General features: G+C 45.2%; 22 protein-coding genes. 13 read left to right on the plus strand and 9 right to left on the minus strand.

Annotated elements, in window-relative coordinates; genetic code table 11:
• The first annotated feature begins 3 nt into the window (after nucleotides 1-3).
• The 12 genes from lpxA (at nucleotide 4) to mnmE (ending at nucleotide 15,055) form a co-directional block, all read left to right on the plus strand.
• Nucleotides 4-777, plus strand: coding sequence for an acyl-ACP--UDP-N-acetylglucosamine O-acyltransferase (lpxA, locus tag BLU97_RS07010; protein WP_074760839.1), 774 nt, complete (start codon nucleotides 4-6; stop codon nucleotides 775-777).
• The gene (miaA, locus tag BLU97_RS07015; RefSeq protein ID WP_074760840.1) at nucleotides 764-1,684 is read left to right on the plus strand and encodes a tRNA (adenosine(37)-N6)-dimethylallyltransferase MiaA; all 921 of its coding nucleotides are present in this window, start codon (nucleotides 764-766) and stop codon (nucleotides 1,682-1,684) included. Before lpxA ends, miaA begins: the two co-directional genes overlap by 14 nt.
• Nucleotides 1,665-4,163 carry a transglycosylase domain-containing protein gene (locus tag BLU97_RS07020; protein WP_074760841.1) on the plus strand — a complete coding sequence of 833 codons (2,499 nt, stop codon included), beginning with the start codon at nucleotides 1,665-1,667 and terminating at the stop codon, nucleotides 4,161-4,163. Before miaA ends, BLU97_RS07020 begins: the two co-directional genes overlap by 20 nt.
• Nucleotides 4,163-5,971 (plus strand): ATP-dependent RecD-like DNA helicase, encoded by a 1,809-nt coding sequence (locus BLU97_RS07025; protein ID WP_074760842.1) that lies wholly within the window; start codon nucleotides 4,163-4,165, stop codon nucleotides 5,969-5,971. The genes BLU97_RS07020 and BLU97_RS07025 overlap by 1 nt, the downstream gene beginning before the upstream one ends.
• Nucleotides 5,972-6,405: 434 nt before the next feature.
• Complete coding sequence (rplU, locus tag BLU97_RS07030; protein WP_028903441.1) at nucleotides 6,406-6,723, plus strand: 50S ribosomal protein L21; 318 nt, start codon at nucleotides 6,406-6,408, stop codon at nucleotides 6,721-6,723.
• A 21-nt stretch (nucleotides 6,724-6,744) separates the two neighbouring features.
• Nucleotides 6,745-7,008, plus strand: a complete 264-nt coding sequence (rpmA, locus tag BLU97_RS07035) for a 50S ribosomal protein L27 (RefSeq protein ID WP_013064241.1) — start codon at nucleotides 6,745-6,747, stop codon at nucleotides 7,006-7,008.
• 165 nt (nucleotides 7,009-7,173) lie between these two features.
• Nucleotides 7,174-8,493, plus strand: a complete 1,320-nt coding sequence (gene serS / locus BLU97_RS07040; protein ID WP_074760843.1) for a serine--tRNA ligase — start codon at nucleotides 7,174-7,176, stop codon at nucleotides 8,491-8,493.
• Between the two features lie 20 nt (nucleotides 8,494-8,513).
• A complete protein-coding gene (locus BLU97_RS07045) occupies nucleotides 8,514-10,892 on the plus strand; it encodes a bifunctional dihydroorotate dehydrogenase B NAD binding subunit/NADPH-dependent glutamate synthase (RefSeq protein ID WP_074760844.1) in 2,379 nt (792 codons plus the stop codon).
• Nucleotides 10,879-11,658: a tRNA 2-thiocytidine biosynthesis TtcA family protein gene (locus tag BLU97_RS07050; protein WP_074760845.1), complete on the plus strand. Its 780-nt coding sequence runs from the start codon at nucleotides 10,879-10,881 to the stop codon at nucleotides 11,656-11,658. Before BLU97_RS07045 ends, BLU97_RS07050 begins: the two co-directional genes overlap by 14 nt.
• A 3-nt stretch (nucleotides 11,659-11,661) precedes the next feature.
• The gene (locus BLU97_RS07055; protein ID WP_139208888.1) at nucleotides 11,662-12,792 is read left to right on the plus strand and encodes a hypothetical protein; all 1,131 of its coding nucleotides are present in this window, start codon (nucleotides 11,662-11,664) and stop codon (nucleotides 12,790-12,792) included.
• Nucleotides 12,793-12,804: 12 nt separating this feature from the next.
• Nucleotides 12,805-13,677, plus strand: a complete 873-nt coding sequence (locus BLU97_RS07060) for a nucleoside phosphorylase (RefSeq protein ID WP_013064290.1) — start codon at nucleotides 12,805-12,807, stop codon at nucleotides 13,675-13,677.
• Between the two features lie 34 nt (nucleotides 13,678-13,711).
• Nucleotides 13,712-15,055 (plus strand): tRNA uridine-5-carboxymethylaminomethyl(34) synthesis GTPase MnmE, encoded by a 1,344-nt coding sequence (gene mnmE, locus BLU97_RS07065; RefSeq protein WP_074760846.1) that lies wholly within the window; start codon nucleotides 13,712-13,714, stop codon nucleotides 15,053-15,055.
• A gap of 234 nt (nucleotides 15,056-15,289) precedes the next feature.
• Here the strand turns inward: mnmE and BLU97_RS07070 are convergent, their stop codons facing one another.
• The 6 genes from BLU97_RS07070 to BLU97_RS07095 all read right to left on the minus strand — a co-directional run bounded on the left by BLU97_RS07070 (nucleotide 15,290) and on the right by BLU97_RS07095 (nucleotide 23,671).
• The gene (locus BLU97_RS07070) at nucleotides 15,290-16,453 is read right to left on the minus strand and encodes a hypothetical protein (protein WP_074760847.1); all 1,164 of its coding nucleotides are present in this window, start codon (nucleotides 16,451-16,453) and stop codon (nucleotides 15,290-15,292) included.
• A 142-nt stretch (nucleotides 16,454-16,595) separates the two neighbouring features.
• On the minus strand, nucleotides 16,596-18,359 hold the full coding sequence (locus tag BLU97_RS07075; RefSeq protein WP_139208890.1) for a hypothetical protein: 1,764 nt from the start codon (nucleotides 18,357-18,359) through the stop codon (nucleotides 16,596-16,598).
• Between the two features lie 32 nt (nucleotides 18,360-18,391).
• Nucleotides 18,392-19,303 (minus strand): nucleotidyl transferase AbiEii/AbiGii toxin family protein, encoded by a 912-nt coding sequence (locus BLU97_RS07080; RefSeq protein ID WP_074760849.1) that lies wholly within the window; start codon nucleotides 19,301-19,303, stop codon nucleotides 18,392-18,394.
• A gap of 63 nt (nucleotides 19,304-19,366) precedes the next feature.
• The gene (locus tag BLU97_RS07085) at nucleotides 19,367-21,400 is read right to left on the minus strand and encodes a DUF262 domain-containing protein (protein ID WP_074760850.1); all 2,034 of its coding nucleotides are present in this window, start codon (nucleotides 21,398-21,400) and stop codon (nucleotides 19,367-19,369) included.
• A 5-nt stretch (nucleotides 21,401-21,405) separates the two neighbouring features.
• Nucleotides 21,406-22,917, minus strand: coding sequence for a DUF262 domain-containing protein (locus BLU97_RS07090; RefSeq protein WP_074760851.1), 1,512 nt, complete (start codon nucleotides 22,915-22,917; stop codon nucleotides 21,406-21,408).
• Nucleotides 22,910-23,671, minus strand: a complete 762-nt coding sequence (locus BLU97_RS07095) for a type IV toxin-antitoxin system AbiEi family antitoxin (protein ID WP_074760852.1) — start codon at nucleotides 23,669-23,671, stop codon at nucleotides 22,910-22,912. Before BLU97_RS07095 ends, BLU97_RS07090 begins: the two co-directional genes overlap by 8 nt.
• 300 nt (nucleotides 23,672-23,971) lie before the next feature.
• On the opposite strand from BLU97_RS07095, the gene BLU97_RS07100 reads away from it, so the two are divergent.
• On the plus strand, nucleotides 23,972-24,541 hold the full coding sequence (locus BLU97_RS07100; protein ID WP_074760853.1) for a PHP domain-containing protein: 570 nt from the start codon (nucleotides 23,972-23,974) through the stop codon (nucleotides 24,539-24,541).
• Nucleotides 24,542-24,553: 12 nt separating this feature from the next.
• On the opposite strand, the gene BLU97_RS07105 is transcribed toward BLU97_RS07100, so the two are convergent.
• From BLU97_RS07105 to BLU97_RS16195, 3 genes are read right to left on the minus strand one after another with little or no spacing between them, the layout of a single operon-like run.
• Nucleotides 24,554-25,081, minus strand: a complete 528-nt coding sequence (locus BLU97_RS07105) for a hypothetical protein (RefSeq protein WP_074760854.1) — start codon at nucleotides 25,079-25,081, stop codon at nucleotides 24,554-24,556.
• Between the two features lie 19 nt (nucleotides 25,082-25,100).
• Nucleotides 25,101-25,628 (minus strand): RICIN domain-containing protein, encoded by a 528-nt coding sequence (locus tag BLU97_RS07110; RefSeq protein WP_074760855.1) that lies wholly within the window; start codon nucleotides 25,626-25,628, stop codon nucleotides 25,101-25,103.
• Nucleotides 25,629-25,633: 5 nt separating this feature from the next.
• Nucleotides 25,634-26,122, minus strand: coding sequence for a hypothetical protein (locus BLU97_RS16195; protein ID WP_074760856.1), 489 nt, complete (start codon nucleotides 26,120-26,122; stop codon nucleotides 25,634-25,636).
• Between the last annotated feature and the right edge of the window lie 39 nt (nucleotides 26,123-26,161).

Here is a 26,161-nt window from a genome sequence, read left to right on the forward strand (position 1 = left end):
CATATGGCAAATCAGATACATCCAATGGCAATTGTTGATCCCGAGGCAAAACTGGGCGACAACAATATTATCGGCCCTTTCTGCGTGATCGACAAGAACGTAGTAATCGGCGACAACAACAAGCTGTATAACAGCGTAACACTGCATTTTGGTACCCGTCTGGGTAACAACAACGAGATCTTCCCAGGTGCATCAATCTCTACCAAGCCCCAGGACCTGAAGTTTGTGGGCGAAGAGACCACCTGCGAGATTGGCGACAACAACTCTATCCGCGAAAACGTAACCATCAGTCGTGGTACTGCCTCGAAGGGTAAGACCACCGTGGGTAACGGTAACCTGCTGATGGAGAATATGCATATCGGACACGACTGTGAGATTGGTAACGGCTGTATCATCGGTAACTCAACCAAGTTTGCCGGCGAGGTAGTAGTTGACGACAACGCTATCATCTCGGCCTGCTGTCTGTTCCACCAGTTCCTGCACGTGGGTGGTTACATCATGTTCCAGGGTGGTAGCCGTACCAGTCAGGACATTCCTCCCTACGTGATTGCTGGTAAGGAGCCTATCCGCTATGCTGGCGTGAACCTGATCGGACTGCGCCGTCGTGGTTTCTCTAACGAGACCATCGAGGCCATCCACGATGCCTACCGTATCATCTACTCAAAGGGTGTGATGAAGGAAGGTGTGGCCGAGGCCCGCGCTAAGTACCCCGACTCTAAGGAGGTAGAATATATCTGCTCGTTTATCGAAAATTCGAAGAGAGGTGTCATCCGCTAAAACGCTTATCGTGATCACAGGGCCAACGGCCGTAGGCAAAACAGCCTTGTGTCTCGACATAGCCCAGCACTTTGGCATACCTATCATCAATGCCGATTCGAGGCAGATATACAAGGAGCTGAAGATAGGGACAGCGAGTCCCACCATCGAGCAAATGCGACGAGTGCCCCACTACTTTGTGGGATCGCTCTCGCTGCACGATTACTACAGTGCATCGCTCTTTGAACAGCAGGTTCTGGACATTCTGCAGCGCGAGTTTGAGTATAGCGACTACGCCCTGCTTACTGGTGGCAGTATGATGTATATTGATGCTGTGTGCAATGGTATCGACGACATACCAACGGTTGACGATGCAACTCGCGAAGCCCTAAAAGCTAGGTTATCTAGCGAAGGTCTAGAACCTCTAGTAGAAGAACTTAGAAGGCTTGACCCTGAGTACTACGAGATAGTTGACAAGCAGAACCCTCGCCGCGTGGTGCACGGACTGGAGATATGCCTGATGACAGGTAAGACCTACACCTCGTTCCGCAAACGCGAGAAGAAAGAACGTCCGTTCCGCATTGTAAAAATCGGACTGAACCGCGACCGCGAGGAACTGTACAACCGCATCAACCAACGCGTTGACCAGATGATGACCGACGGACTGCTGGACGAAGCACAACGTTTGTACCCGATGCGCCACATGAACGCGCTCAACACGGTGGGTTATAAAGAGATGTTTGCCTACATCGACGGCACCTGGACACTGGAAGAGGCCGTTGAACGTATAAAGGGTAACACCAGGCGATACGCACGCAAACAATTAACATGGTATAAGAAAGATGAACAGATAAGGTGGTTTCACCCCGACGAAATAGAACAAATTTATAGTTACATATCTCAAGACTATGAGCAACGAAACAACTGAAAAATTGATGGGCTGGCTGAATCTGGCTCTGCAGAAAATCAAAGGTTTCTGGCCTTGGTATAAAGGCTTGTATCAGGGACGTGCCTGGTACGTTAAGATACTGGTAGGCATTGCCTCGCTGGTAATAGCTTTCTTCCTGTATCTGGTAGCAGTCGATATCAACTTCCTGTGGCTGTTTGGTAAGAGCCCCTCGATGAGTACCATCAAGAACAAGCGCCCAGCCGAGGCTTCGATGATTCTCAGTGCCGATGGCAAACAGATTGGTAAGTTCTTTAGCGAGAACCGCACCCCTGTAGGCTACGACGATGTTAACCCCGCCTTCTGGAAGGCCCTGATTGATACCGAAGATGAGCGTTTCTACAGTCATCATGGTATCGATTATCAGGCTTTTGCAGCTGCTCTGAAGGACTACGCCCTGCATCACGATGCACGTGGCGCATCAACCATCACACAGCAGTTGGCCAAGAACCTGTTCCGCACACGTTCGGAGTATTCTACAGGTTTGCTGGGTAACATCCCCGGCATCAAGATGCTCATCCTGAAGAGCAAGGAGTGGATTACAGCCTATAAGCTGGAGTTCTTCTTTACCAAGAACGAGATTCTTACACAGTATGCCAACACCGTTGACTTCGGTTCGAACGCATTCGGCATCAAGACGGCCTGCAAAACTTATTTCGGTTGCTCGCCAAAGGAGCTTACTACCGAGAAAGCAGCTGTGCTGGTAGGTATGCTGAAGGCTACCACCTACTATAACCCGCTGATTAACCCCAACAACTCGCTGAAGCGTCGTAACATTGTGCTCGACCTGATGCACCAGCACGGCGACCTGACCAAACAGGAGTGCGACTCGCTGAAACAGCTGGAGATTAAGCTGGACTACAGCGTGGAGAATGCCTACGACGGCGAAGCCAACTACTTCCGCGAGGCTGTGGCCGACTTTATGAAGAGCTGGTGTACCGACTACTACGGCGAGAACAACAAATACGCTTACTACACCGAGGGACTGAAGATTTACACCACACTCGACTCGCGCATGCAGAAGTATGCCGAGGAGGCTGCTGTAAAGCAGATGAAACAGGTTCAGAAGAGCTTTAACTCGCACTGGGGCAGCACAAACCCCTGGCAGGACGAGCGCCACGTTGAGATCCCCCACTTTATCGAGGATCTGGCCAAGAAGACACCTTATTATAAATATCTGAGTCGCAAGTTCGAGGATAATCAGGACTCTATCGATTACTATCTGAACCTGCCTCATAAGGTACGCCTGTTCGACTACGACAGCGAGACGGGCTATATCGAGAAGGAGATTTCTACACTCGACTCGCTGCGCTATATGGAGCGCTTTATGCACTGCGGATTTGTGGCCATCGAGCCTCAGACCGGACACGTAAAGGCTTGGGTGGGCGACGTTGACTTCAAGACCTGGAAATACGACAAGGTTACCGCCATGCGTCAGCCAGGTTCTACCTTCAAGCTGTTTGTTTACACCGAGGCCATGAATCAGGGCATCACCCCTTGCGACACCCGCAAAGACGAGTACTTCTCGATGAAGGTGATGGATCACGGCGAGGAGGTGACATGGGCACCAACCAATGCCGACGGACGTTTCTCGAATGCCGACATCACCCTGAAGCAGGCTTTTGCCATGAGTATCAACTCGGTAGCCGTTCGCCTGGGTCAGGAGTGCGGTATCGACAATATCGTAAAGACCGCCCACGACATGGGTATCAAGAGCAAGCTCGACGCTACCCCAGCCCTGGCGCTGGGTTCGAGCGACGTAAACCTGCTGGAGATGGTGAGCGCCTACTGCACACCTTGTAACGATGGTGTACAGCACGACCCCATACTGGTAAGCAAGATTGAGGACCGCGACGGTAACGTGATCTACGAGGCTCCCACACAGGGCGAACAGGCCATTCCTTATCGCAGCGCCTTCCTGGTACAGCAGTTGCTGATGGGTGGTATGAGCGGCACCAGCTCGCGCCTGAGAGGTTTTGTAGGCTATGACGTGACCGACACCGACTTTGGTGGTAAGACAGGTACATCAAACAACCACTCTGATGCCTGGTTCATCGGCACCACACCTAACCTGGTTTGTGGCGCATGGGTAGGCGGCGAGTATCGTTGCATCCACTTCCGTTCGGGTATGCTGGGTCAGGGTAACCGTACGGCACTGCCCATCTGTGGTTACTTCCTGGGCAGTCTGCTCAAGGATCCTGCCTTCCAGAAGTATCACGCTAAGTTTGGCGCATCAAAGGATAACTCGCTCACACAGAACATGTATGGCTGCGGCGGTTATCTGGCTATGCCTTCGGATTCCGACTCAATCGCTGTCGACTCGCTCCACGTTTCGGAGAGCGGCGAGCTGATTGAGGTGCAGGGCGATGGCAGCATCAAGACCGGTGAGGCCGACCACGAGAACGCCAACACCACACCAACACCAAACAATAACGGCGAAGCTACCGAGAAAAAAGATTAATGCAAGCAGAACAGCAACTTGATCTGGACAACAAAGAGTGGCAAGACGCTCTCCAGATCATCAACTATACACGGCGCTCGCTTTTCCTAACCGGAAAAGCGGGCACTGGTAAATCCACCTTTCTGCGCTACGTTTCGAAGAACACCAAAAAGAAACATGTGATACTGGCACCTACCGGCATTGCGGCTATCAATGCAGGCGGATCAACACTTCACAGCTTTTTTAAACTCCCCTTCCACCCGCTATTGCCCAACGATGTGCAGTACAGTTGGAAGAACCTGAAGAAAACCCTGAAATATAACGGCGCCCAGTGCAAACTGATACGCGAGGTGGAGCTGATTATCATCGACGAGATATCGATGGTGCGTGCCGATATCATCGACTTTATAGATAAGGTATTACGCGCGTACACGCGTAACCCCGAACCATTTGGTGGCAAACAGCTGTTGCTGGTGGGCGATATCTTCCAGCTGGAACCCGTGCTGAAGGACGACGACCGACAGCTGTTACAGCCCTTCTACCCTTCGGCCTATTTCTTTAATGCCAAAGTGTGGCAGACGATGCCGATTGTGTCTATCGAGCTGCGTAAGGTGTATCGCCAGACCGACGATAAGTTTATCGCCATCCTGGATCGCATCCGCAACAACACCGCCACCCAGCACGATTTAGATTCACTCAATTCGAGAGTGGAGAAATCTCCTTCCTCTCCCCTCCTTCCTCCTTCCTCGGACAGCACTCCCTCCTCGCCCCCCTCACCGCTCTCCATCACTCTCGCTGCCCGCAGGGATACCGTTGATTTCATTAACGACCAGCATCTGGATGCGCTGGATGGCGAAGTGAGCATGTTTAAGGGCGAGATAAAAGGTAACTTCCCCGAAAGCTCGTTGCCCACTCCCATGGAGCTGCACCTGAAACCAGGCGCGCAGATTATCTTTATCAAGAACGATAAGGAGAAACGCTGGGTTAACGGTACGCTGGGCACCATCGAGTATATCGACGAGGAAGGCGGCGTGATTGGTGTGATGACCGAAGATAACGAGGAGTTCGACGTGGAGCGCGACATCTGGGAGAACATGCGCTACACCTTTAACGAGAAGGAACAGAAGATTGAGGAAGAGCTGCTGGGCACCTATACCCAGTTTCCACTTCGCCTGGCGTGGGCCATTACAGTACACAAGAGTCAGGGCCTGACTTTTTCGCAAATCTCCATCGACTTTGGTGGCGGGGGCGCCTTTGCTGGCGGACAGACTTATGTGGCCCTTTCGCGCTGTACATCGCTCGAAGGCATCACGCTGAAAGAGCCCTTACGCCCCAGCGATATCTTTGTACGCGCCGAGGTAGTAAGGTTTGCCAATCAGTACAACAACCAGCAGATGATTAACCAGGCCCTGCAGGAAGGTAAGGCCGACCGCGAATACCACGATGCCGTAACCGCCTTTGACCGAGGTGATTTCAAATCATTCCTCGACTCATTCTTCAAAGCCATCCATCTGCGCTACGATATCGAGAAGCCGCATATCCGTCGTTATATCCGCCATAAGCTGGAGATTATCAATCGCCAGAAACGTGAGATAGAACGTCTGAAGGAGAACCACGCAACCGAGATGGCCCAGCTGAAGAACGAACTGGAGGCTAAGCGCGAGATGCTGAAGCGCCTGGCTGCCGAATACACCATCATGGGTCGCGAGTGCGAGCACGAACACATGACCGAAGCCGCCATCCGCAACTATCAGAAAGCACTCGAGCTTTATCCCGATGCCGGCGACGCTCAACGCCGACTGAAAAAGCTTCAGAAAGCAACCAAATAATTTGTATTATTTAAAACACAAAATACCCCCATTTTGCAATCGATTACATGGTAATTTTAGTTAAATTTGTTTAATTAACAACTTTGTGTAGGCACACGGAGGCAGTTCGTCAAAAAAAAACGCGAAAAAATTTGTGAGTTTCCAAAAAAAACCTTACCTTTGCCACCGTTATCCTGAAAACAATCTTTTTACCTTAGAAGACTAATACCTATTGAAGATATGGAGCGATCGCTTGCGAAAGTCATTGCTCTTTTTTTTATCCCTACCCCAATAGTTAAACTTTCATAAATCTTCGCCAAAGTTCAATGTTCAATGTTCAATGTTCAATAAAAATGTGTACCTTTGCACCCCGTTAGAGTCCGTTGGGGCAGAGTTAAGTGTGTACGAACGTATGCCGCCTCGCGGAAAAACCCCTAAATACAAATAAAAGCAAAATGTACGCAATTGTAGAAATTCAGGGTCAGCAGTTCAAGGCCGAGGAGGGCAAGAAGCTCTTCGTGCACCACATCAAGGATGTTGAGGCAGGCAAGACTGTTGAATTTGACAAGGTACTGCTCGTAGATGCTGACGGTGCAGTAAAGGTAGGCGCTCCCACCGTAGACGGAGCAAAAGTAGTGTGTGAAGTAGTGAACCCACTCGTAAAGGGTGACAAGGTCATCGTTTTCAAGATGAAGCGTCGTAAGGACTATCGCGTTCGCAACGGTCATCGTGAGCAGTTCACAGAAGTAGTAATCAAGTCGGTAATCGCTTAAAAACGTAGGAGGAACAACATTATGGCACATAAAAAAGGTGTAGGTAGTTCTAAGAACGGTCGTGAGAGCGCAGCTCAGCGACTTGGCATCAAGATCTTCGGTGGTCAGCAGTGCGTTGCTGGTAACATCATCGTTCGCCAGCGTGGTACAAAGCACAATCCTGGTAACAACGTTGCCATTGGTAAGGACGACACTCTCTACGCTCTCGTAGATGGTACCGTAAACTTCCACAAGGGCAAGTACAACAAGAGCGTTGTATCAGTAATTCCAAACGCTGAGGCCTAAGAGAATTATTAAGAAACACTTATTCCAAACAAACAACAGGATCCCGCACTCCGCAAGGAGTAGCGGGATTTCTGCTTTTTTTAGCTTATTTCTTTGGCTATTTAACCGATTATTTGTACCTTTGCGCCTTAGAAAAGAATATAAACTAATAAATACGTATTTAAAATGTTAACACTCAAACTCATCAATGAGGAAACAGAACGCGTAATTCGCGGATTGGAGAAGAAACACTTCGCCGGCGCCAAAGAGGCTATCGACAATGTATTGGCCGTTGACAAGCAGCGTCGCGAAGCTCAGCAGGAACTTGACAAATGCCTGAACGAGCAGAAGCAGCTTTCAGGACAGATAGGCCGCCTGATGAAGGAGGGCAAGAAGGACGAGGCCGAGCAGGTAAAGGCTCAGGTGGCTCAGCTCAAGGAGAAATCTAAGGAGCTGGACGAAACCATGGCCAAGGCTCAGGAGGAGATGACCACTCTGCTGTGCCAGATTCCTAACATCCCTTACGACGAGGTGCCCGAGGGCCGCGTTGCTGAGGATAACCACGTAGTAAAAAGCAACCTGAAGGAGTGCACCGCTAACGACACCGTTGGCAACTGGGACGTTAACCCATCACTGGGTATCGCTAATCCCCTGCCCCACTGGGAGCTCACCAAGAAATACAACCTCATCGACTTTGATCTGGGCGTAAAGATCACAGGTGCCGGATTCCCCGTTTATATCGGTAAGGGTGCCCGATTGCAGCGTGCCCTCATCAACTTCTTCCTCGACGAGGCCCGTAAGAGCGGATACACCGAGATCATGCCTCCTACAGTAGTTAACGCGGCATCAGGCTACGGTACAGGTCAGCTCCCCGATAAGGAGGGACAGATGTACCACTGCGAGGTGGATGATTTCTATCTCATCCCAACAGCCGAGGTACCTGTAACAAATATCTATCGCGACGTGATTCTCGACGAAAAGGATCTGCCTATCAAGAACTGTGCTTACACAGAGTGCTTCCGTCGTGAGGCTGGCTCATACGGTAAAGACGTTCGCGGACTGAATCGTCTGCACGAGTTCTCGAAGATTGAGATTGTACGTATCGATAAGCCCGAGCACTCAAAGGAGAGCCACAAGGAGATGCTGGAGCACGTTGAGGGCCTGCTCAAGAAGTTAGAGCTTCCCTATCGTATTCTGCTGCTTTGCGGTGGCGATCAGAGCTTTACAAGCGCCATCTGCTACGACTTCGAGGTTTACTCAGAGGCTCAGGGACGCTGGCTCGAGGTTTCGAGTGTATCTAACTTCGATACCTATCAGGCTAACCGCTTGAAGTGCCGCTACCGTAACAGCGAGACCAAGAAGACCGAACTGTGCCACACACTGAACGGATCGGCTTTGGCTCTGCCTCGTATCGTGACTGCCCTGCTGGAGAACAATCAGACCGAAAACGGTATCAAGATTCCAGCAGCACTCGTACCCTACATGGGTTGCGACATGATTGATTAATCAACAACTTACAAATACTTATGAACAAAATCGTTAGAAAAGAGCAGTTCTCCGAGAAAGTATTTCTCTTCGAGATCGAAGCTCCACTGATTGCAAAGAGCCGTAAAGCCGGTAACTTTGTGATCGTGCGCGTAGGCAAGAAGGGTGAGCGCATGCCGCTTACCATCGCTGGCGCAGACATCGAAAAGGGAACCATCACACTGGTTGTACAGATGGTGGGACTCTCATCTAAGAAACTCTGTGCCCTGAATGTGGGCGACTATGTGACCGACGTGGTTGGTCCATTAGGTAACCCCACTAAGATTGAGAACTACGGCACCGTGGTTTGTGCAGGTGGTGGACTGGGCGTTGCTCCAATGCTGCCCATTATCCAGGCCCTGAAAGCTGCTGGTAACCGCGTGCTCTCAGTAATGGCTGGTCGTTCGAAAGACCTCATTATCCTTGAAGATAAGGTACGCGAGAGTTCTGACGAGGTAATTATTATGACCGATGATGGAAGCTACGGCGAAAAGGGCGTAGTAACCGTTGGTATCGAGAAGTTTATTGAGCAGGAGCCACACGTTGACAAGGTATTTGCCATCGGACCTCCAATCATGATGAAGTTCTCGAATCTCACCGCACAGAAGCACAATATTCCTTGCGAGGTATCGCTCAACACCATTATGGTGGATGGAACTGGTATGTGCGGTGCTTGCCGACTCACCATCGGAGGCAAAACAAAGTTCGTATGTATCGACGGACCCGAGTTCGACGGTGCACTGGTAGACTGGGACGAGATGTTTAAGCGTATGGGCACTTTTAAGCGCGAGGAGCAGGAGGAACTGGCCCACTACGAGGAGCACTTAGACGAAGCCTCCCCCGCCCCCTCCAAAAAGAGGGGTGAAACAACCTCAGCAACTACTGAAGCTTCCCTCCCTTTGGAGGGGTTGGAGGAGGCCTCTATCGAGGTGCTGACCGACCGCAACGCCGCCTGGCGCGATGAGCTCAGAAAGAGCATGAAACCCAAGGAGCGCACACAGATTGAGCGCGTGATCATGCCCGAGCTCGACCCCGTTTATCGTGCTACCACACGTACCGAGGAAGTAAACATCGGTCTGACCAAGGAGATGGCTATGACCGAGGCTAAGCGCTGTCTCGACTGCGCCAAGCCAACTTGTGTTGAGGGCTGTCCTGTAAACATCAATATCCCATCGTTCATCAAGAACATCGAGCGCGGTCAGTTCCTGGCTGCTGCCAAGGTGCTGAAGAACACCTCTGCCCTGCCCGCTGTGTGCGGACGTGTTTGTCCTCAGGAGAAGCAGTGTGAGAGCAAGTGTATCCACCTGAAGATGAATGAGCCCGCTGTAGCCATCGGCTATCTGGAGCGTTTCGCTGCTGACTTTGAGCGCGAGAGCGGCAACATCAGTCTGCCCGAGATTGCACCAGCCAACGGTATGAAGATTGCCGTAGTAGGTTCAGGTCCTGCAGGACTGAGCTTTGCTGGCGACATGGTAAAGAAGGGCTACGATGTGTATGTGTTCGAGGCGCTGCACGAAATCGGCGGTGTGCTGAAGTACGGTATCCCCGAGTTCCGTCTGCCTAACAAGATTGTTGATGTAGAAATCGAGAATCTGGCCAAGATGGGCGTTCACTTCCAGACCGACGTGATTGTGGGTAAGACCATCAGCGTTGAGCAGCTTGAGGCTCAGGGCTTCAAGGGCATCTTCGTTGGTTCGGGTGCCGGACTGCCTAACTTCATGAATATCCCTGGTGAGAACAGTATCAACATCATGTCGTCGAACGAGTATCTTACTCGTGTGAACCTGATGGATGCTGCCAACCCAAAGACAGATACCCCACTGAACCCCGCCAAGAGCGTGCTCGTTGTGGGTGGTGGTAATACCGCTATGGACTCTTGTCGTACAGCCAAGCGTCTGGGTGCCGACGTAACATTGGTATATCGTCGTAGCGAGGTTGAGATGCCAGCCCGACTGGAAGAGGTGAAGCATGCTAAGGAAGAGGGCATTAAGTTCCTCACCCTGCACAACCCTATCGAGTATATTGCCGATGAGACAGGTGCTGTTAAGCAGGCTGTTCTGCAGGTGATGGAGCTGGGCGAGCCCGATGCATCAGGTCGCCGCAGTCCTGTTCCCGTTGAGGGCAAGACCGTAACACTCGATGTTGATCAGGTGATTGTGGCCGTTGGCGTATCACCAAACCCACTGGTACCAAAGAGTATCGAGGGCTTGGAGCTGGGCCGCAAGAACACCATCGCTGTGAGCGAGGAGATGCAGTCGTCTCGTGCTGAGATCTTCGCTGGTGGCGACATCGTGCGTGGTGGCGCAACAGTCATCCTCGCTATGGGTGATGGCCGTCGTGCTGCATTGAACATGGATAAGCATCTGCGTGGAGAAGCTTAATCAAGATAAAGAGAGCCATCGCCTCTGGCATCGCCTCAATGAGCGTTTTGTCAAGGCGATGGCTACTTATCATCTGATAGAAGATGATGACCACATACTCGTGGGTCTATCGGGCGGTAAGGACTCGCTCCTATTGCTCGAAATGATGGCCAAGCGCTCGCGCATCCAGCATCCACGATTCAAGGTAGAGGCCTTGCACGTTAGGATGGCCAACATCCACTACGAGACCGACACCAGCTACCTGCAGCAGTTCTGCGACAACCTGGGCGTAAAACTCCACGTGCTAACTACTAGCTTCGAGGTTGACGCTACAGCCGAATCGGAACCTACCGATGCTGCCCGTCGCCGCAAGCAGAAAACGCCCTGTTTCCTGTGCTCATGGAACCGCCGCAAGCAGATGTTTAATCTGGCGCAGGAGTTAGGTTGCAACAAGATTGCCTTAGGGCATCACCAGGACGACCTGCTGCATACGGCACTGATGAATCTCACCTTCCAAGGCAGATTCGACACCATGCCCGCCCTGCTCAGGATGCGCAAGATGCCACTCGCCATCATCCGTCCGCTGTGTATGATCGAAGAGAAAGACATCAAGCAGTACGCTGAGTTGCAGGGCTATCAGAAACAGCAGAAACTCTGTCCGTACGAGACTCACTCGCATCGCGCCGACATCAAGCACATCTACGATGCTATCGAGCAGATGAACCCCGAAGCCCGCTACAGCATGTGGAACGCGCTGAACACTGACAACAAACTAATAGAAGAATAAGATATGAACCTGAGAAAAATTACGATACTCGCATTGGCCGTACTGCTATCGCTCCCGATGGCAGCACAGAAACGTAAACGTGTAAAGCCCAAAGCTAAACCCGTGCCTGTGATTGAAGAGCCACAGGAGGATCCACGCATCACCAACATGCGCGAGATGACACAGCAAATTGTGATCATCGACAGTATCGTAACCGATAAAGAGCAGTTCTTGGCTTCGATCCGACTCTCGTCAGAATCGGGTAAGCTGATGCCTACGGGCACCTTCTTCAACAACCAACAGCAGGGTTGCCTTTACATCAACGAGATGGGCAACAAGGTGTACTTCAGTCAGCCTGTCGACACACTGCAACAGCTCTTCACATCCGACAAACTGGGCAACGAATGGAGCCGTCCACAGCGCCTTACTGGTATCAGCGAGGGCATCAGCGAGGCCTCCTACCCCTTTATGCTTGCCGATGGCGTAACCTTCTACTTTGCCGGTAAGGGCGAAGAGAGTATTGGCGGCTACGACATCTTTGTAACGCGCTACGACTCGCGTAGCGGCTCGTTCCTGAAACCCGAGAATATCGGTATGCCTTTCAACTCTGAGGCCAACGACTACATGTACGCTATCGACGAAACCAACCGTATCGGTTATTTCGCCAGCGATCGTCGCCAGCCTGAGGGCAAGGTATGTATCTATATCTTCGTGCCATCCGAAACACGTAAGACCTACGACGGCGCCGTGTATTCAGAAGAACAGATTCGTCACCTGGCCGATATCACCAGCATTGCTGATACCTGGGGCGACGGAACAGAACGCAAAGCCGCCCTCGAGCGTATCAAACAGAAATACGCCGCTGGCACATCAGCCGAATCAACAAATAATAAAAGTAAAGCGGCAGTAAACCTCCTGTCGAAAGAGGCCAAATCGCTCTACCCAGAACTGGTGGAACAGCAGAGCAAGCTGGATACCGCCAACGCACGCTTGGCCCAATTGCGCCAGCAATATCACGCCGCCAACACCAACGGCCGAAAAGTGCTGAAGAACGAGATTCTGAAGCTCGAAGCCGAGGTTGTAGAGCTGAACGCCAACGTAAAACAGTTGGATAAAGCAATCCGTAATGCAGAAATTAAAAGTAAAATTCAATAATACATACAGTCTATGAAGAAGAATTTTCCAGAATCAGAACTGATTATCAATGCCGATGGTTCATGTTTCCATCTGCATCTGAAGCCAGAACAGCTGGCCGACAAGGTGGTGCTGGTAGGCGATCCAGCCCGAGTAGACACCGTTGCAGCTCACTTCGACTCAAAGGAGTGCGAGGTTAGCAGCCGCGAGTTCCACACCATTACTGGTATGTATAAAGGCAAACGCATCACCGTACAGAGTCACGGTATCGGCTGTGACAATATTGATATCGTAGCCAACGAGCTCGACACGCTCGCCAACATCGATTATAACACCCGCGAGGAGAAAGCCGAGCATCGCACCCTCACCATGGTACGTATCGGTACCTGTGGCGGTTTGCAACCCAACACCCCTACCGGATGTTTCGTAGCAAGCGTAAAGAGCATTGGTTTTGATGGTTTGCTGAACTACTATGCCGACCGTAATAAGGTGTGCGACCTGAAGCTTGAAGAGGCCTTTAAGCAGCACATGAACTGGAACCCCATCAAGGGTGCCCCTTACGTATCGGTGGCCGATGCCGAGCTCATCGACCGCATTGCTAAAGACGATATGGTTCGCGGCTATACTATCTCGTGTGGTGGATTCTACGGTCCTCAGGGACGCGTGCTGCGCGCCAATATCGAGGATCCCAAGCAGAACGAGAAGATTGAGAGCTTTGAGTATGATGGCTTGAAGATCTGCAACTTCGAGATGGAGTCATCAGCCCTCGCTGGTATGGCATCGCTGCTGGGTCATCGTGCTATGACCTGCTGCATGGTTATCGCCAACCGCTATGCCCAGAAGATGAACACCGAGTACAAGAACAGCATCGATACCCTTATCGAAAAAGTTCTCGACCGCATCTAATGTTTAATCTTTAATGTTTAATGTTTAATCATTAATGAACGAAACAATTTGCGCACTCGCTACCGCCCCAGGCGGAGCAATAGGAATCATAAGAATCTCAGGTACTCAAACACTTGAGATTCTTTCTCGTGTATTTACCAAGGACCTCACACAAGCCCAGCCCAACACCATTCATTATGGGCATATTAAGAACGGCGAAGAGATTGTCGACGAGGTTCTGGTGAGCGTATTCCGCGCCCCCCACTCTTATACGGGCGAAGAGAGCGCAGAGATTTCATGTCACGGCTCGCGTTATATCCTGAACAAGGTGTTATCGCTGCTGATTGCCAACGGTTGCCGCCAAGCTGGTCCGGGCGAGTTTACCCAGCGTGCCTATCTGAACGGCAAGATGGACCTCTCGCAGGCCGAAGCTGTAGCCGACCTGATAGCCTCTACCAATCAGGCTACTCATCAGATAGCTATGAGTCAGTTGCGCGGTCATTTTTCGTCCAAACTGGCCCAGTTGCGCGAACAGCTACTCAAGCTCACCTCACTCTTAGAACTGGAGCTCGACTTCTCCGACCACGAAGATCTGGAGTTTGCCGACCGCAGCGAGCTGATGGATTTAACGAAAACGATTGACAATCACATCACCCGATTAGCCAAGAGCTTTGAAACGGGCCAGGCACTTAAGCAAGGTATCCCTGTAGCCATTGTGGGCAAGACCAACGTGGGAAAATCCACCCTTCTGAATCGTCTGTTAAAGGATGATCGCGCCATTGTGAGCGACATTCATGGTACCACCCGTGATACCATCGAGGACACCATCGACATTAATGGTATCACCTTCCGCTTTATCGATACGGCAGGTATCCGACAGACTCAGGACGAGGTAGAACAGATAGGTATTACCCGTACTTACGCTGCTATCGACAAGGCCCGCATCGTGCTTTGGCTGATTGATGCGGAGCCTTCGACAGAAGAATTTAACAACGTATTACAACGCACTGAAAGTAAGAAACTTATCGTTATCAAAAATAAAGCCGACAAGGCAGATAACAATAGTTACAATCTGTTAAATCGTCCATTTATCACCATCAGTGCTAAGTTTGGTACCGGTATTGAGGAGTTAGAGCAAGCCATCTACGAGGCAGCGAATATTCCAGCCCTAACCGAAAACGATATAATTGTTACCAACGCCCGTCATTACGACGCTTTGGTGCGTGCTCACGACAGCATCCAACGCGTTATCGACGGTCTCCAAATGCAACTTAGCGGAGACCTTCTGAGTGAAGATCTCCGCCAAGCCCTTGACACCCTCGCCGAAATTACCGGCGGTCAAATCACCCCCAACGAAGTTTTAGGAAATATCTTTAAAAACTTCTGCGTGGGAAAGTGATTTTTTGCAAAGAAAAGCATATTATCTGCAAATATAGCTCATAAATCGCATAATTTCAGGCATTTAAAATTTCGCCCATTTTTGCAGATTTTTGATTTTTAACTTCGATATTTGCAGATTTTCGCCCATTTTGTCCCTCAGCTGTCCCCCGGGATAGTCAAAAATAGCCGAGGGACAAAAATATCTCATAGGTGGTGATTTACATTTTTGCTTGTGATTCTAGAATAATAAAAACTACTTTTTGAATTGCCCCTTAGTCAATACTTTATTGACAAACATTGATGGTTGCCAACCATTGATTATTTTATCGCCAGCAAATCCATCTAAGCAAGTAAGTGCTCCACCTGCTATTGGGCCTATTATTGGTATCAACCCCGTAACAACTTGTGCTAAGGTCCTTATTCCCTTAACCCATAATTTGTTGCTATTTTGATTTTGTATAGCTTTATATAGTTCACCAGATATTGGTTGACCTTGTGGGATTTTCGAAAGCCACTCGCGAAATTTCACACTATCGTCGCAATTCAGGTTTTTTACCAATTCATTTGGGGAAACCAAGCCATCTACGAAAGACTGCCCTGGAGATAAATAATCATTGGCTGTCATTTCATGAAAATGATCTATATTGTCTATAGTTTTGTCTACCTGTTTTATACACTCATTTATTCGGAGCTTATACACTTCACTCCAACGCTGGTTCACCATCATTTCTGCCTGTAGCTCAGAGGCTAAATAACAATCCATATGGGTTTCACCTAATGCCATTAGAATTGTAGAATATCCAAATGTACCAGAATATCCATTCTGTTGATGCATCTCATTCAATTCATTTATTCGAAGATTACCACCTATTTTATAAAATGTCATAAAGGAAGATACGGATGGGTCTGCCTTAATACGAATATCTTCAACATTCTGATAATTCGGATAATATTGTTTAATAAATACTTGTGTTACCTTCGACAATAAATGCTCATTTTCGACATCTTTATATAATGAATCATTTATCTCTTTGGGATAGCGATATTCTGACAAAACTTTTGAGAATCTGTCAGCAAATCTTTTGTTTTCTTTGAAATCCTTGCTTGTTTCTTTATGAAAATTAAATAGAAGTTCATCAATAGAACGGAAATTATGGCGAAACAAACCTACAGAATCAAACTCCCCATATTTGGAAGCACCTATGTGCTGGTCACAAGGGTGGACAATCAAACGCTTTGACGTTATTAATTCATAAAAAGAGTCTTCGCCAAATACTGCAAGTAATTGCTTCAGTTCAAACTGAGAAATGACAACATGCACTTCGTTAAAGTAGAACATCATATCTACAATATCTGCTATGGATAGATATCGTTCTGCCACATTAGAACCTGACTTTATAAGAATCTTATTGAACATGTCTATACTTATTTATAATAATAACTTCGAATTACCCTATTAATCCTGCAGAAATACATTATCAATTGCTCAGCCACCTCCTGCAACTTCTGCGGAATCTGCTTAGCAAAAGATATTAAGAAAGCAGATATCATCACTAATACTATTTTCGTATGTATTTCTCCCAATGTTTGGAAAACTCATCAAGCCCTTCATTATGTTGAGTTTTCATGTATTCTGGAAAGGAAGCTAAACCATTAAACAAATCTGTCAGTTCATTACTTTTCTCAAAACGTTCTATTGACGACTTCTTATAGTAGTCATCAAGATATGACTTAAAATTATTATTCGAGAAAGTTTTAGCATATAAACATATAGTAGCTATATCAGTAAGGACTACAGGCATAATATTTGAACCGTCAATAAGAGAATATTTGCAGTATTCTTCTTTCTGCCAATACTGAAGGAAATTTTTCACGCCATTCATTGTTTGTTTCACGTCAGCTAAAACAAGTATCGGATATACAATCGCATCTTTAGGACAAGCCGAATCCCATCGTTTTTGAAACTCTCCAGTTCTTATTCTTTGAACATTCTTCAGTAATTGTCCAACACCTTTCGGTTTTCCTTTTTCATTACGAATTAAATTCAAGTAAAGGAAATCAAGATAATCATTAAGCCTACCATACTCTTTAGTGTAATCTTTAAGTTTTATATCCTTATTCTCGAAAAGAAAGACTACATTATTATAGCGCGCGTAAAAATCAGGAGCGCCACAATTTAACGCATCTTTAGATTTATCTATCTTTACGCATTCGTTCTCACATAGATTAATATCTGATTGAGAAAGAAAAATCTCTTTTAATGTTTGAGTAAAAAGACAACCTTCGGAAAAATCTGTGGTGTATAGCTTGTTGAAATCTTGCCCTTTAAACCCTAAAACATTTTCTGCAATTTCACGAAAGTCAAAATAAAGGCTATTATATATATGCTCAATCCATAAATTATGATTGAACAAGAAAAAGCGAGTCTTATCCATACGAATCAAAGGACGCGAACGAAATTTTGTAAAATCACGATTTTCTTTCTTGGGCACATAGTCATTTATACCCAAAGACGATTCAATTGCAACCCTATATGTTATATTTCCATCGGGCATCTTACACTTAGCAAAATCAATTTCACCTACATGAGAATTAAAAATGCATTCCAATTCCCATATCGCCTTGGGGTAATACCACCATTTAGAATCAAGTCCATACTTATCACAAAACAACGGTACTATTTTACTAAACACAGTATGTTCAGCTGCAAATTCAAAGAGCCGAATACACTTAATAGTCTGAGTAACCAGTAACATATGATTATCATGGTAGTTATTAGATGAGAACTGTCTTACCATTGTAGCTGCATAGAAAAGTTCTGGATTTTCTTCTAATGTATAAGGAGATACACCGCCACCACGTTCACATGTAATTTGGTTTGCAGCATAAAGAGATTTGAAAAAATTCTTTTCAATTTTGCCTTTATTATAATTATTAACCTTATATGTTGTAGCAAAAATATCCCTCATCAAATATAGTAAAGAATCTTCCGATGCTGCCAAATAAGAATGGGGCTGTTTCTTTGCACGATTGACAAGTTTATTAAAACGCGATATAACGTCATTAATATACTTGGCATTGTCTTGGCTAAAAAAGAACCCAAGTGCATCTATATCCTTTCTTCCAGGCCCGTAGTAAGGATTATAGAATGGTTTGTTGACAAGTTTCTCTGCCATATTACTAACTAAGTGCATCAAGGCTTCACGTTCAAGAGTGCTAACGCACTTTCGAATGTTTGGCATCATCCGTTCATGGAACAAATCGCGATATCCCACAATTTGTCCAATACCAGAGCTAGAATATATAGGAACATTGTTAACCATAATGACAATATTGTTATTAATCTCGTAATTCTTTAGTTTAGAACAAAAATCAATTTCTCTTTTTCCTCCTGCAACTTATTCGGATTCAGCTTAGCGAGTTTCTTCAGATTGAGTAGCTTCCATTGTACTGAAGGATAATCCTTGAAATATTCAAACTCATAGCCATCCCATTCTGGCTGACCTGATTCGAAACTAATCAGGAACTTCTTATCCGCTTCTGTCATCAACGACTTGACATCACTGATGAGTTTTGCGCGAGTTTCTTCAAACTCTTCGTATGTAAAAGGAATATTTGTCATGCCAGCAAACTGGTTTTCCATTGCTTCCCGCTGGTCAATCAGGCCTGGAACAAAAGACTCATGAATGGGCCTATCGCTGCCAAGTAAGCAGAAGATAAGTCCCTCTCGGCATTCACTCAATGGAATATCCATATACTTCACATCAAACAAATCACGAGGATGCTGACGTGATAACGCTGCTGCTATCTTGCCACCATATAATTGAGTTGGGGGCACAACATTTGCCTCGCAAAAGAGAGAAAACTCGTCTTGCGCCTTCGCGCTCAATGGAAATGTTTGAACATTACCACCTATTATTCCTCTCTTAGTTTGATTGACCTCTATCTTCACCTGCTTACCTCGATACTCGCATAGTAGTTTGCAGGTATTGAAATTGGGTACGATGTGCATCCCTTTGAAAGCTTTCTTTGCCTTTTCCGCAATGGCTTTCAGATGCATATTAATGTCATCCAAACTTGTCTGACGGTCAGCCAATGGAATATAGGTTAAATCTATATCTACGGAATAACGTGGCAGGTCCTTCAAGAACAAATTGATGGCGGTGCCACCATGTATGGCAAATACCGTATCTTCCATCACTATCGGAATGAGACGGAGTAGCAACTCAACCTTCTGTGCGTAAACACTTGATCTTATATCATTCATATTCTGCAAGTTCTTTTGAGATTGTCATATTATACTTATTGATATACTTTCCTGTAGGCGTTATCATATGTTCATAATAATCTCAAGCATTTTCTCTTGATGCCGAACCATATCATCAACATTCCATTCTAAGCCAAATGGACGTTTCAAATATTCATTTATGACACCAGCATCGTAATTGTCCTGGCATATTTGTAACATAATTCGAAACTTTAGGGAAGCGACACTTACTTGATTGGACTTTGTATCAAGATAGCGATTCTTTTTATCAATTGGATTCCAGTTAGAGCCTGAACTATTTGCATCAGAACCTATCATTGCAAAATTACCAAAGCAATTTATATCTTGCGAACTAATTGGCATATTGTCCCCTGCTTTAGCTTGTGGATAATAATGCTCCAAACTTTTTCGAGTTCGAGAGAAATAGAAATTCTTGAATGGTTCCAACTCAAAGTCACTACAACCTAATGCGCTGAAAAACTCTATTCTATTACGCGAACCCTTCTTTTCTTTATTACTTCGAAGTTCTTCTGCATATTTTTTCCATAGCTTATAATCTGTATAGTTAAATACATAGAGAGGTATATTGCATGAACCTACAGGATAAACGCTATCAAAGCAACGATCAACGTCCTCTAATTCAACATTTAATTCGCCGCCATTAAGAATAGTTTCATCGAAACTATTAGGCTTTGGTTGATTGATTTCGTTGAGTTTACTTGCATCGAGATATACATCAAAGAAATACTTGTCTGCAAGTTTTCTCAAGAATTCTAAATAATTATCAAGGTCCCAATCTTCGAATAAATGAAGTAAGCAATAGAACAGATAGTTCTTTCTTTGCTTGGGTGTAAAAGAAACTTCAAACATGGAAAGAAGTTGAATAACCTCGTTTTGTCGTGCTTTATTACCCTCGTATAAATCCTTTAGATAAGCAGCCTTATTACCTTTCTTATAATAATATTGCAACTTCCATGGATTTTCAATGACTCTATCTTCACCATTTGCGTGGTGTATAACATAATTGTCAAGGAAATATTTAGCAGAAAGGAGATTATATGCAAAGTCTTTAACAAACTCTGGAGTAAGATTTACCTTCTCGAACTCCTTAATGAGTTCTTTATCATCAAGCGTAAAACTCAAAGGATTGAAGTCTTTTTCATCCTTCAGCCTCGTAATTTTCAGTACAATCAATAGAAAATTCGGAAAGTCTATTATTGGCTGGAAATGATCGTTATTGTCAATCACATCATCTTTATCTATCTTTTTTATAGGCGAATTTAAAAACTCTGAAATGGTTTTCATACCTAATGATGAAGATGTATCTACATCAGAACTTGGAAACTCGTCGAAAGACTCTATATCAAAGCTTTCCATAGTTTTACCAAAGACACTTGTCATATCTGGGAGTTTCTGCTGAATATAGAAACTCATATCACTACAAGCCTCCCATATACGGCTAAACTTCTGCATTGCATTGTCATCGCCTATTAACTGTTCGCTGAGTTTAGCTTTTACTATTTCATGCTTTTCCAACTGCTCACCACGAGAGTTCATAACTTCAAAATAGTGATTTAAATCCACATCTTTCGGCACACGATAATGAATGATATGTACCTTGTTCAAGAAAAAATCCTTGAATGTATCTATTTCATCATTCTTTTCGCCAACAATGTCTTTGAGAGCTTCTTTTGCATAATTGAACCCATCGACAATACCAAGGTCTTTTTCTTCACCAAACTTAGGCATCTTTTCTATTGTCACTGCTGAAACTTTTCTTGCAGAATAAGTAAGAGTATTTGGAATAGTTTCTATACCCAAAGCTTTCAAAATAATGTAGATTGTTGTCAATCGTTGCTGACCATCAATAACCTCAAAGATATTCTCATCACGCTTATATGTGACAAGAGTTCCAATATAGTAAACCGACTTCTTCAAGGAATCGTACACATCTTTTATCAAGGCGTAGATCTCTTCACGTTCCCAAGCATAATTACGCTGATATATAGGAATCTTATATATTATAGAAATCCCTCTGTTTGTGAAATATATATCGTTAATAGAACACTCTTCAAGAATATTATTCAAATCTTTCATTGTAATCAATTTTTATAGTAACCATTTATTTGAAAGAAATACAGATAGTTTTCATACACACCATCTTTCTCATCCTTTAGATCCTTCAATGTTTCTCCTTTGCCACTATACTCATAACACTCCTGCGCCCATCCGTCTTTAATGTCATCATTTGAAAGAGGATTTAGCATGTCAGCTAAAGCACTCAATAATGAGGTCGGTGAATCTTGCTTAACAATGAGTTTATACATATTGAATGCATTGATTTTATCACTCCATCCCATAATGTAATTCTGTGCAGAAAGCCAACCGAGATTAGTGTATTGGGCTCTCAATGAATAAGCCCAAATAAACGCGTAGATAACAAATTGTTCAAATAGTTCTATATCTTCTTTTGTAGGATATGTTTCTGGGCAGAATCTATCAACGTAAAGTAGAACAGAGGTGTCAAACATCAGACGTACTATACTATTACCTATTCCTTTTTTGAAATGTCGATCCAAAGTTTTAACTATAATGTTGTCGTTGATATAGAACCCTTCATACTTATTATTGTTCTGAATATCCTTTAATATCTTATAATAGTGCTTTGTATATTCAAAGAACGGCTTACCTGCAATTATAGGAGTGTTCAATTGGAACGCATTTACATTTCGAGTTCCTGAAACAAAAGGCATAGCAGAAGAGTTGACCATATCTGCATAACAATAGGCACTCTTATAGAATTGGGCATAAGGCGTTCTTGCCGAACGCGTAATACCTTTGAACATATGGATATTATGCTCATTTAAAACATTTGCTTTATTGCCACTTACCCATTCTTTGATACGATATAGGTAATTACCAAAGAAATCTGCTAAACCACTTTGTGAAACCTGTTCCCAATCCTTTACAATCTTTTCTGTCTCATCCTCACTAATGTCATCCATTTCGCGAAGATGGTATGCTTTCAACAAATCATGAGGGTAAAGAGCCTTACCTCGTGCATTTTGAGAATCAAAGAATTGGAATGCTTCCGATACGTCTGATGTTATAACAACAATCAACTCGCACCTATTCTCTATGTAGTCCTTTAGACGTTCCATCTCTCGTTGGTGTTCGATAGCCGAATCACTTTCTTTCGATTTTAAACCAACCCTTCGGAAAAGTGCATTATAGTTGTTGGCAATGTTATGATTATTATGCTCATTGTCATATATTTTCTGCTGCAAGAACTCGATTCCATCTTCTCCTAATGCAGTCAGAAGTAGTGAGAATGTTATGGTACGTTGTTGACCATCAACAATATCATATTGATTCTTATCATTTAACTTGTGAAGGATAAGTGTACCTACTCTGTATCTTTCCTTGTTGCTATTCTTCGCATCAATAATGTCATCAAGCAATTGTATGGCATTACGAGCCGTCCATTTGTATGGGCGCTGATAAATAGGCACACAAAGGCTTACGTTCTTAATTGGTTCCTCGCCATTAGTTATGGTTTTACGAAGGAGCAAATCACCTATAGTTGTTATTGATAATGTCAGATTATCATTCATATTCTGCAAGTTCTTTTGAGATTGTTATATTATATTTATTGATGTACTTTCCTGTAGGCGTAACCATAAACCTGGATGTACCAAGATTGATATTCTCCAGTTTCAAAGCTTTATACCAGGAGTGGCTAGCCTTTTCTGCCATATAGAGGAACAGGCGCTTCACTTTTTGCGATGTGCATGCCTCTAATAATGTCTGAACCAACTTGGGACGTAATGTAGTTAAGCCCTCCATGATGTAATAGATGTCAAGCAAAGATGACGATGCATCCGGCAAGTTCAGACACTCTAATATGGCACGCTCTGGAGATGACACAAGCAAATCATGTTGATTGACAGTCATGTTTTCTACACCCAAAAGTTCATCACCCAGGAAAGAAGTTGTCATATATTTTATAGTCATATCCCAATCCTCTTTTAGCAACCATGAAGGCAACTTATTGCTTTTGTCTGTAAACAGATAAGCTTTAGGCTTTCCCATTGACAGGTAATGGGAGTATCCTCGAAGTTCCAAAGCTGTATATGCACCTACCACACAACTCTTACTAAGTTGCGTGTTATATGACGATACAGCAGCAAATAAACTTGGTTCTGTTCCATGTATCTTATAGACCCCTTTAGATATACGGTCAAGCCATCCGCTTTTCATATAAGCATACTGACCACGTGCATCTAATCCCTGACCTGAAAGCCACGAACCAAACAAGACCGATTCATTGGGTGCTGCCTCTAATATTTGCTGTATTTTTGTAGCCATTTTCGTTAATTTTATGAATACCAGTCTAAATTTGTTGCAAAAATACTCTTTTTGTTTTGTCTAACCAAACATTTCACTCAAATATTGGCAGTTTTTATATAAATTTATCTCCAAATTCGCAATTTTAGCGAATTTAAGAACAAAAAGCACGCATAAAACTATAAATAGAAATACAATTGCCACCCAAAGAAAAAGAGGCCATTGAACATAAAAAAACGCTTATTGTACTTGTGTCATCAAATGATTTGTCCCACAAGTATTCTCACATTTTATTGGATTTAGAAGAAAAACTATACAAATATGAAAACTCCTAATTTCGTACATCTTAATGTACATTCACATTATTCCATTCTTAACGGATGCTCCACCATCCAACAAATTGTGGACTCTGCTATAAAAAACAGAATGCCAGGCATTGCCATTACTGACAATGGTAATATGTTTGGTATTATGGAGTTTATTGACTATGTAGCTCGCATCAATAAAGAAAGACAAGAGAAGGGAAAGAAACCCTTCAAGCCCATTATAGGATGTGAGCTGTATGTGGCAAAACACGGCCCTAAAGAACAGAAGAATGGAATCAAAGATTATAAGGGCTATCATCTGACTGTTCTTGCCAAGAACCTACAGGGATACAAGAATCTTATCAAGATAGTCAGCAATGCCTGGACAGACGGATTCTATATGGCTCCTCGATCTGACCGGATGGATTTGGAGAAGTACCATAATGGACTGATTGTTCTGTCTTGCGGTTTTGGCGGTGAGGTATTCACTCATGCCACGAAGGAGGATATGACTGCATTAGATGAAACCATCAAATGGTACAAACATGTATTTGGCGACGACCACTCCAGTCAGGACAAGCAATAATCCGTATCATAGTTATTTCTTCACCCAAGGCATCGACAGGTCAATGTCCGACAAACTTTCCAGTTGCTGCTGATAGATGTCGGCATGTTCGCGCGTGAAATAGTCGAGCGTGAAGAGTGTCAGCGTAAAATAGATGCACATCAGGGCGATGGCTCGCCAAATTGGTGCTTTGAAAAGGGCGAAGCCCAGGAAGCCCGCCACCAACATCACACCTCCTAAAACCAGGGCGACGGTATAGTTGGGCATGAATGCTGCCACACGTTCCTTCTCAGACTGCAAGAACCTTTCCGGCGAATCCTGGTATGCCTCGCGGAAATCATCAATCCGTTGGCGGTTGGTGTAAGTCGTACCGACGGCAATCCCTATCTGTAAAACCGACATTGCCACCAAGGGCAGTACGATGGCACGTGCCGTCTCTATCGTCCCCCACTTCCAGAAGGCGATAGCCACTATCAGCCCGACGACGCCGACGGCTGTGAGCCATTTGGCGGTGTAAATCTCGCTCTCGCACCATTTGATGCTGTAGTCAATCAGTTCCATATCTATTTTGTTCTAATGTCTAAATCCACGGAGTTTGGCGTATGATTCGCCAGCGTTGGCTATTGTCACCCCTGTAGGGCTGTAGCTGAATGCGGTCGTTCTCCTCGTTGGTCGGAGACGTGATGTATAGGTCACTGCCGTCCAGTCTGATAAGATAGGAGTTGTCTTCCTGTTTCAAGAACTGCCACAGTTGATTTCTTGTGCCGTCCATCGACTGCTGGCAGAGGAATGTTCCTACTTTTGGTTCTCCGTCAGGCTGGAAACTGCGTTCACTATAAAGGTTCATCAGCAGTACATTCGCCGAGTCCGCCTTTATCATTTCCCAGGTGATACACTCCCAGTTATGGAGAGGATATTGGATAAGTGGCGTTCCATTCTCATACCCGGCATCAAGCGGTCGTAGGCACAAGCCGTTACCCACATTCTGAATGGCGTATGTGTTTTCGAAACTCTTTTTCTTCTTAATATCCTTACTGAACCTTGGAGTATACACGGCCAATACTATCAGCACGAGTACGAGAAGTACGGTTGAAATCTTGTATATCATACCAGTTAAAGCGAAAATTCTATAGATTTTGCAAAGTCCTTTCTGTCTTCCAGTCCCTTTACATGACCAAGATTGTTCATTGAGCCATGGATGTTCTTCAGATAGAAAGTCTTGAAGAGCGGATGGTCAGGGTTGTTCTGATAGAGTTCGTGCACGATACTGCTCTTCTCCATAATCAGCTGCTTCACCTGGCGGTTGTCCTCAAACACCACCTCTGCACTTAGCATACATACATAGTAGGGCTTGCTAAGATAAGCCATCAGCTGGTCTATATAATAGGTTGCAGGTACTGAACCACGAAGAACGTAATGAACAGGAATGATTACATAAAAACCTCTATACACATTGGCTATAGTCTTATTTGAACATAGCCTGGAAAGTTCATTCTGAAGAATCTGTTCAGAAGAGCACAAGCCAGCAACTCTCACTTCTTCGATAGAAAACGTGGGATAACCATGAATGGCTCGGTCTTCAATCCACTTTTGCAATGTCATACTTGGTAATTTTGGTGCAAATATAATAAAATTATTATT

It is taken from the genome of Xylanibacter ruminicola (genome assembly GCF_900107775.1).
Lineage (GTDB): Bacteria > Bacteroidota > Bacteroidia > Bacteroidales > Bacteroidaceae > Prevotella > Prevotella ruminicola_C.

Excerpts from the sequence above, each read along its gene's own strand:
- lpxA (WP_074760839.1), top strand. The coding sequence starts at position 4 with ATGGCAAATCAGATACATCCAATGGCAATTGTTGATCCCGAGGCAAAA.
- BLU97_RS07020 (WP_074760841.1), top strand. The coding sequence starts at position 1,665 with ATGAGCAACGAAACAACTGAAAAATTGATGGGCTGGCTGAATCTGGCT.
- BLU97_RS07025 (WP_074760842.1), top strand. The coding sequence starts at position 4,163 with ATGCAAGCAGAACAGCAACTTGATCTGGACAACAAAGAGTGGCAAGAC.
- rplU (WP_028903441.1), top strand. The coding sequence starts at position 6,406 with ATGTACGCAATTGTAGAAATTCAGGGTCAGCAGTTCAAGGCCGAGGAG.
- rpmA (WP_013064241.1), top strand. The coding sequence starts at position 6,745 with ATGGCACATAAAAAAGGTGTAGGTAGTTCTAAGAACGGTCGTGAGAGC.
- serS (WP_074760843.1), top strand. The coding sequence starts at position 7,174 with ATGTTAACACTCAAACTCATCAATGAGGAAACAGAACGCGTAATTCGC.
- BLU97_RS07045 (WP_074760844.1), top strand. The coding sequence starts at position 8,514 with ATGAACAAAATCGTTAGAAAAGAGCAGTTCTCCGAGAAAGTATTTCTC.
- BLU97_RS07055 (WP_139208888.1), top strand. The coding sequence starts at position 11,662 with ATGAACCTGAGAAAAATTACGATACTCGCATTGGCCGTACTGCTATCG.
- BLU97_RS07060 (WP_013064290.1), top strand. The coding sequence starts at position 12,805 with ATGAAGAAGAATTTTCCAGAATCAGAACTGATTATCAATGCCGATGGT.
- mnmE (WP_074760846.1), top strand. The coding sequence starts at position 13,712 with ATGAACGAAACAATTTGCGCACTCGCTACCGCCCCAGGCGGAGCAATA.
- BLU97_RS07070 (WP_074760847.1), bottom strand. The coding sequence starts at position 16,453 with ATGTTCAATAAGATTCTTATAAAGTCAGGTTCTAATGTGGCAGAACGA.
- BLU97_RS07075 (WP_139208890.1), bottom strand. The coding sequence starts at position 18,359 with ATGGTTAACAATGTTCCTATATATTCTAGCTCTGGTATTGGACAAATT.
- BLU97_RS07080 (WP_074760849.1), bottom strand. The coding sequence starts at position 19,303 with ATGAATGATATAAGATCAAGTGTTTACGCACAGAAGGTTGAGTTGCTA.
- BLU97_RS07085 (WP_074760850.1), bottom strand. The coding sequence starts at position 21,400 with ATGAAAGATTTGAATAATATTCTTGAAGAGTGTTCTATTAACGATATA.
- BLU97_RS07090 (WP_074760851.1), bottom strand. The coding sequence starts at position 22,917 with ATGAATGATAATCTGACATTATCAATAACAACTATAGGTGATTTGCTC.
- BLU97_RS07095 (WP_074760852.1), bottom strand. The coding sequence starts at position 23,671 with ATGGCTACAAAAATACAGCAAATATTAGAGGCAGCACCCAATGAATCG.
- BLU97_RS07100 (WP_074760853.1), top strand. The coding sequence starts at position 23,972 with ATGAAAACTCCTAATTTCGTACATCTTAATGTACATTCACATTATTCC.
- BLU97_RS07105 (WP_074760854.1), bottom strand. The coding sequence starts at position 25,081 with ATGGAACTGATTGACTACAGCATCAAATGGTGCGAGAGCGAGATTTAC.
- BLU97_RS07110 (WP_074760855.1), bottom strand. The coding sequence starts at position 25,628 with ATGATATACAAGATTTCAACCGTACTTCTCGTACTCGTGCTGATAGTA.
- BLU97_RS16195 (WP_074760856.1), bottom strand. The coding sequence starts at position 26,122 with ATGACATTGCAAAAGTGGATTGAAGACCGAGCCATTCATGGTTATCCC.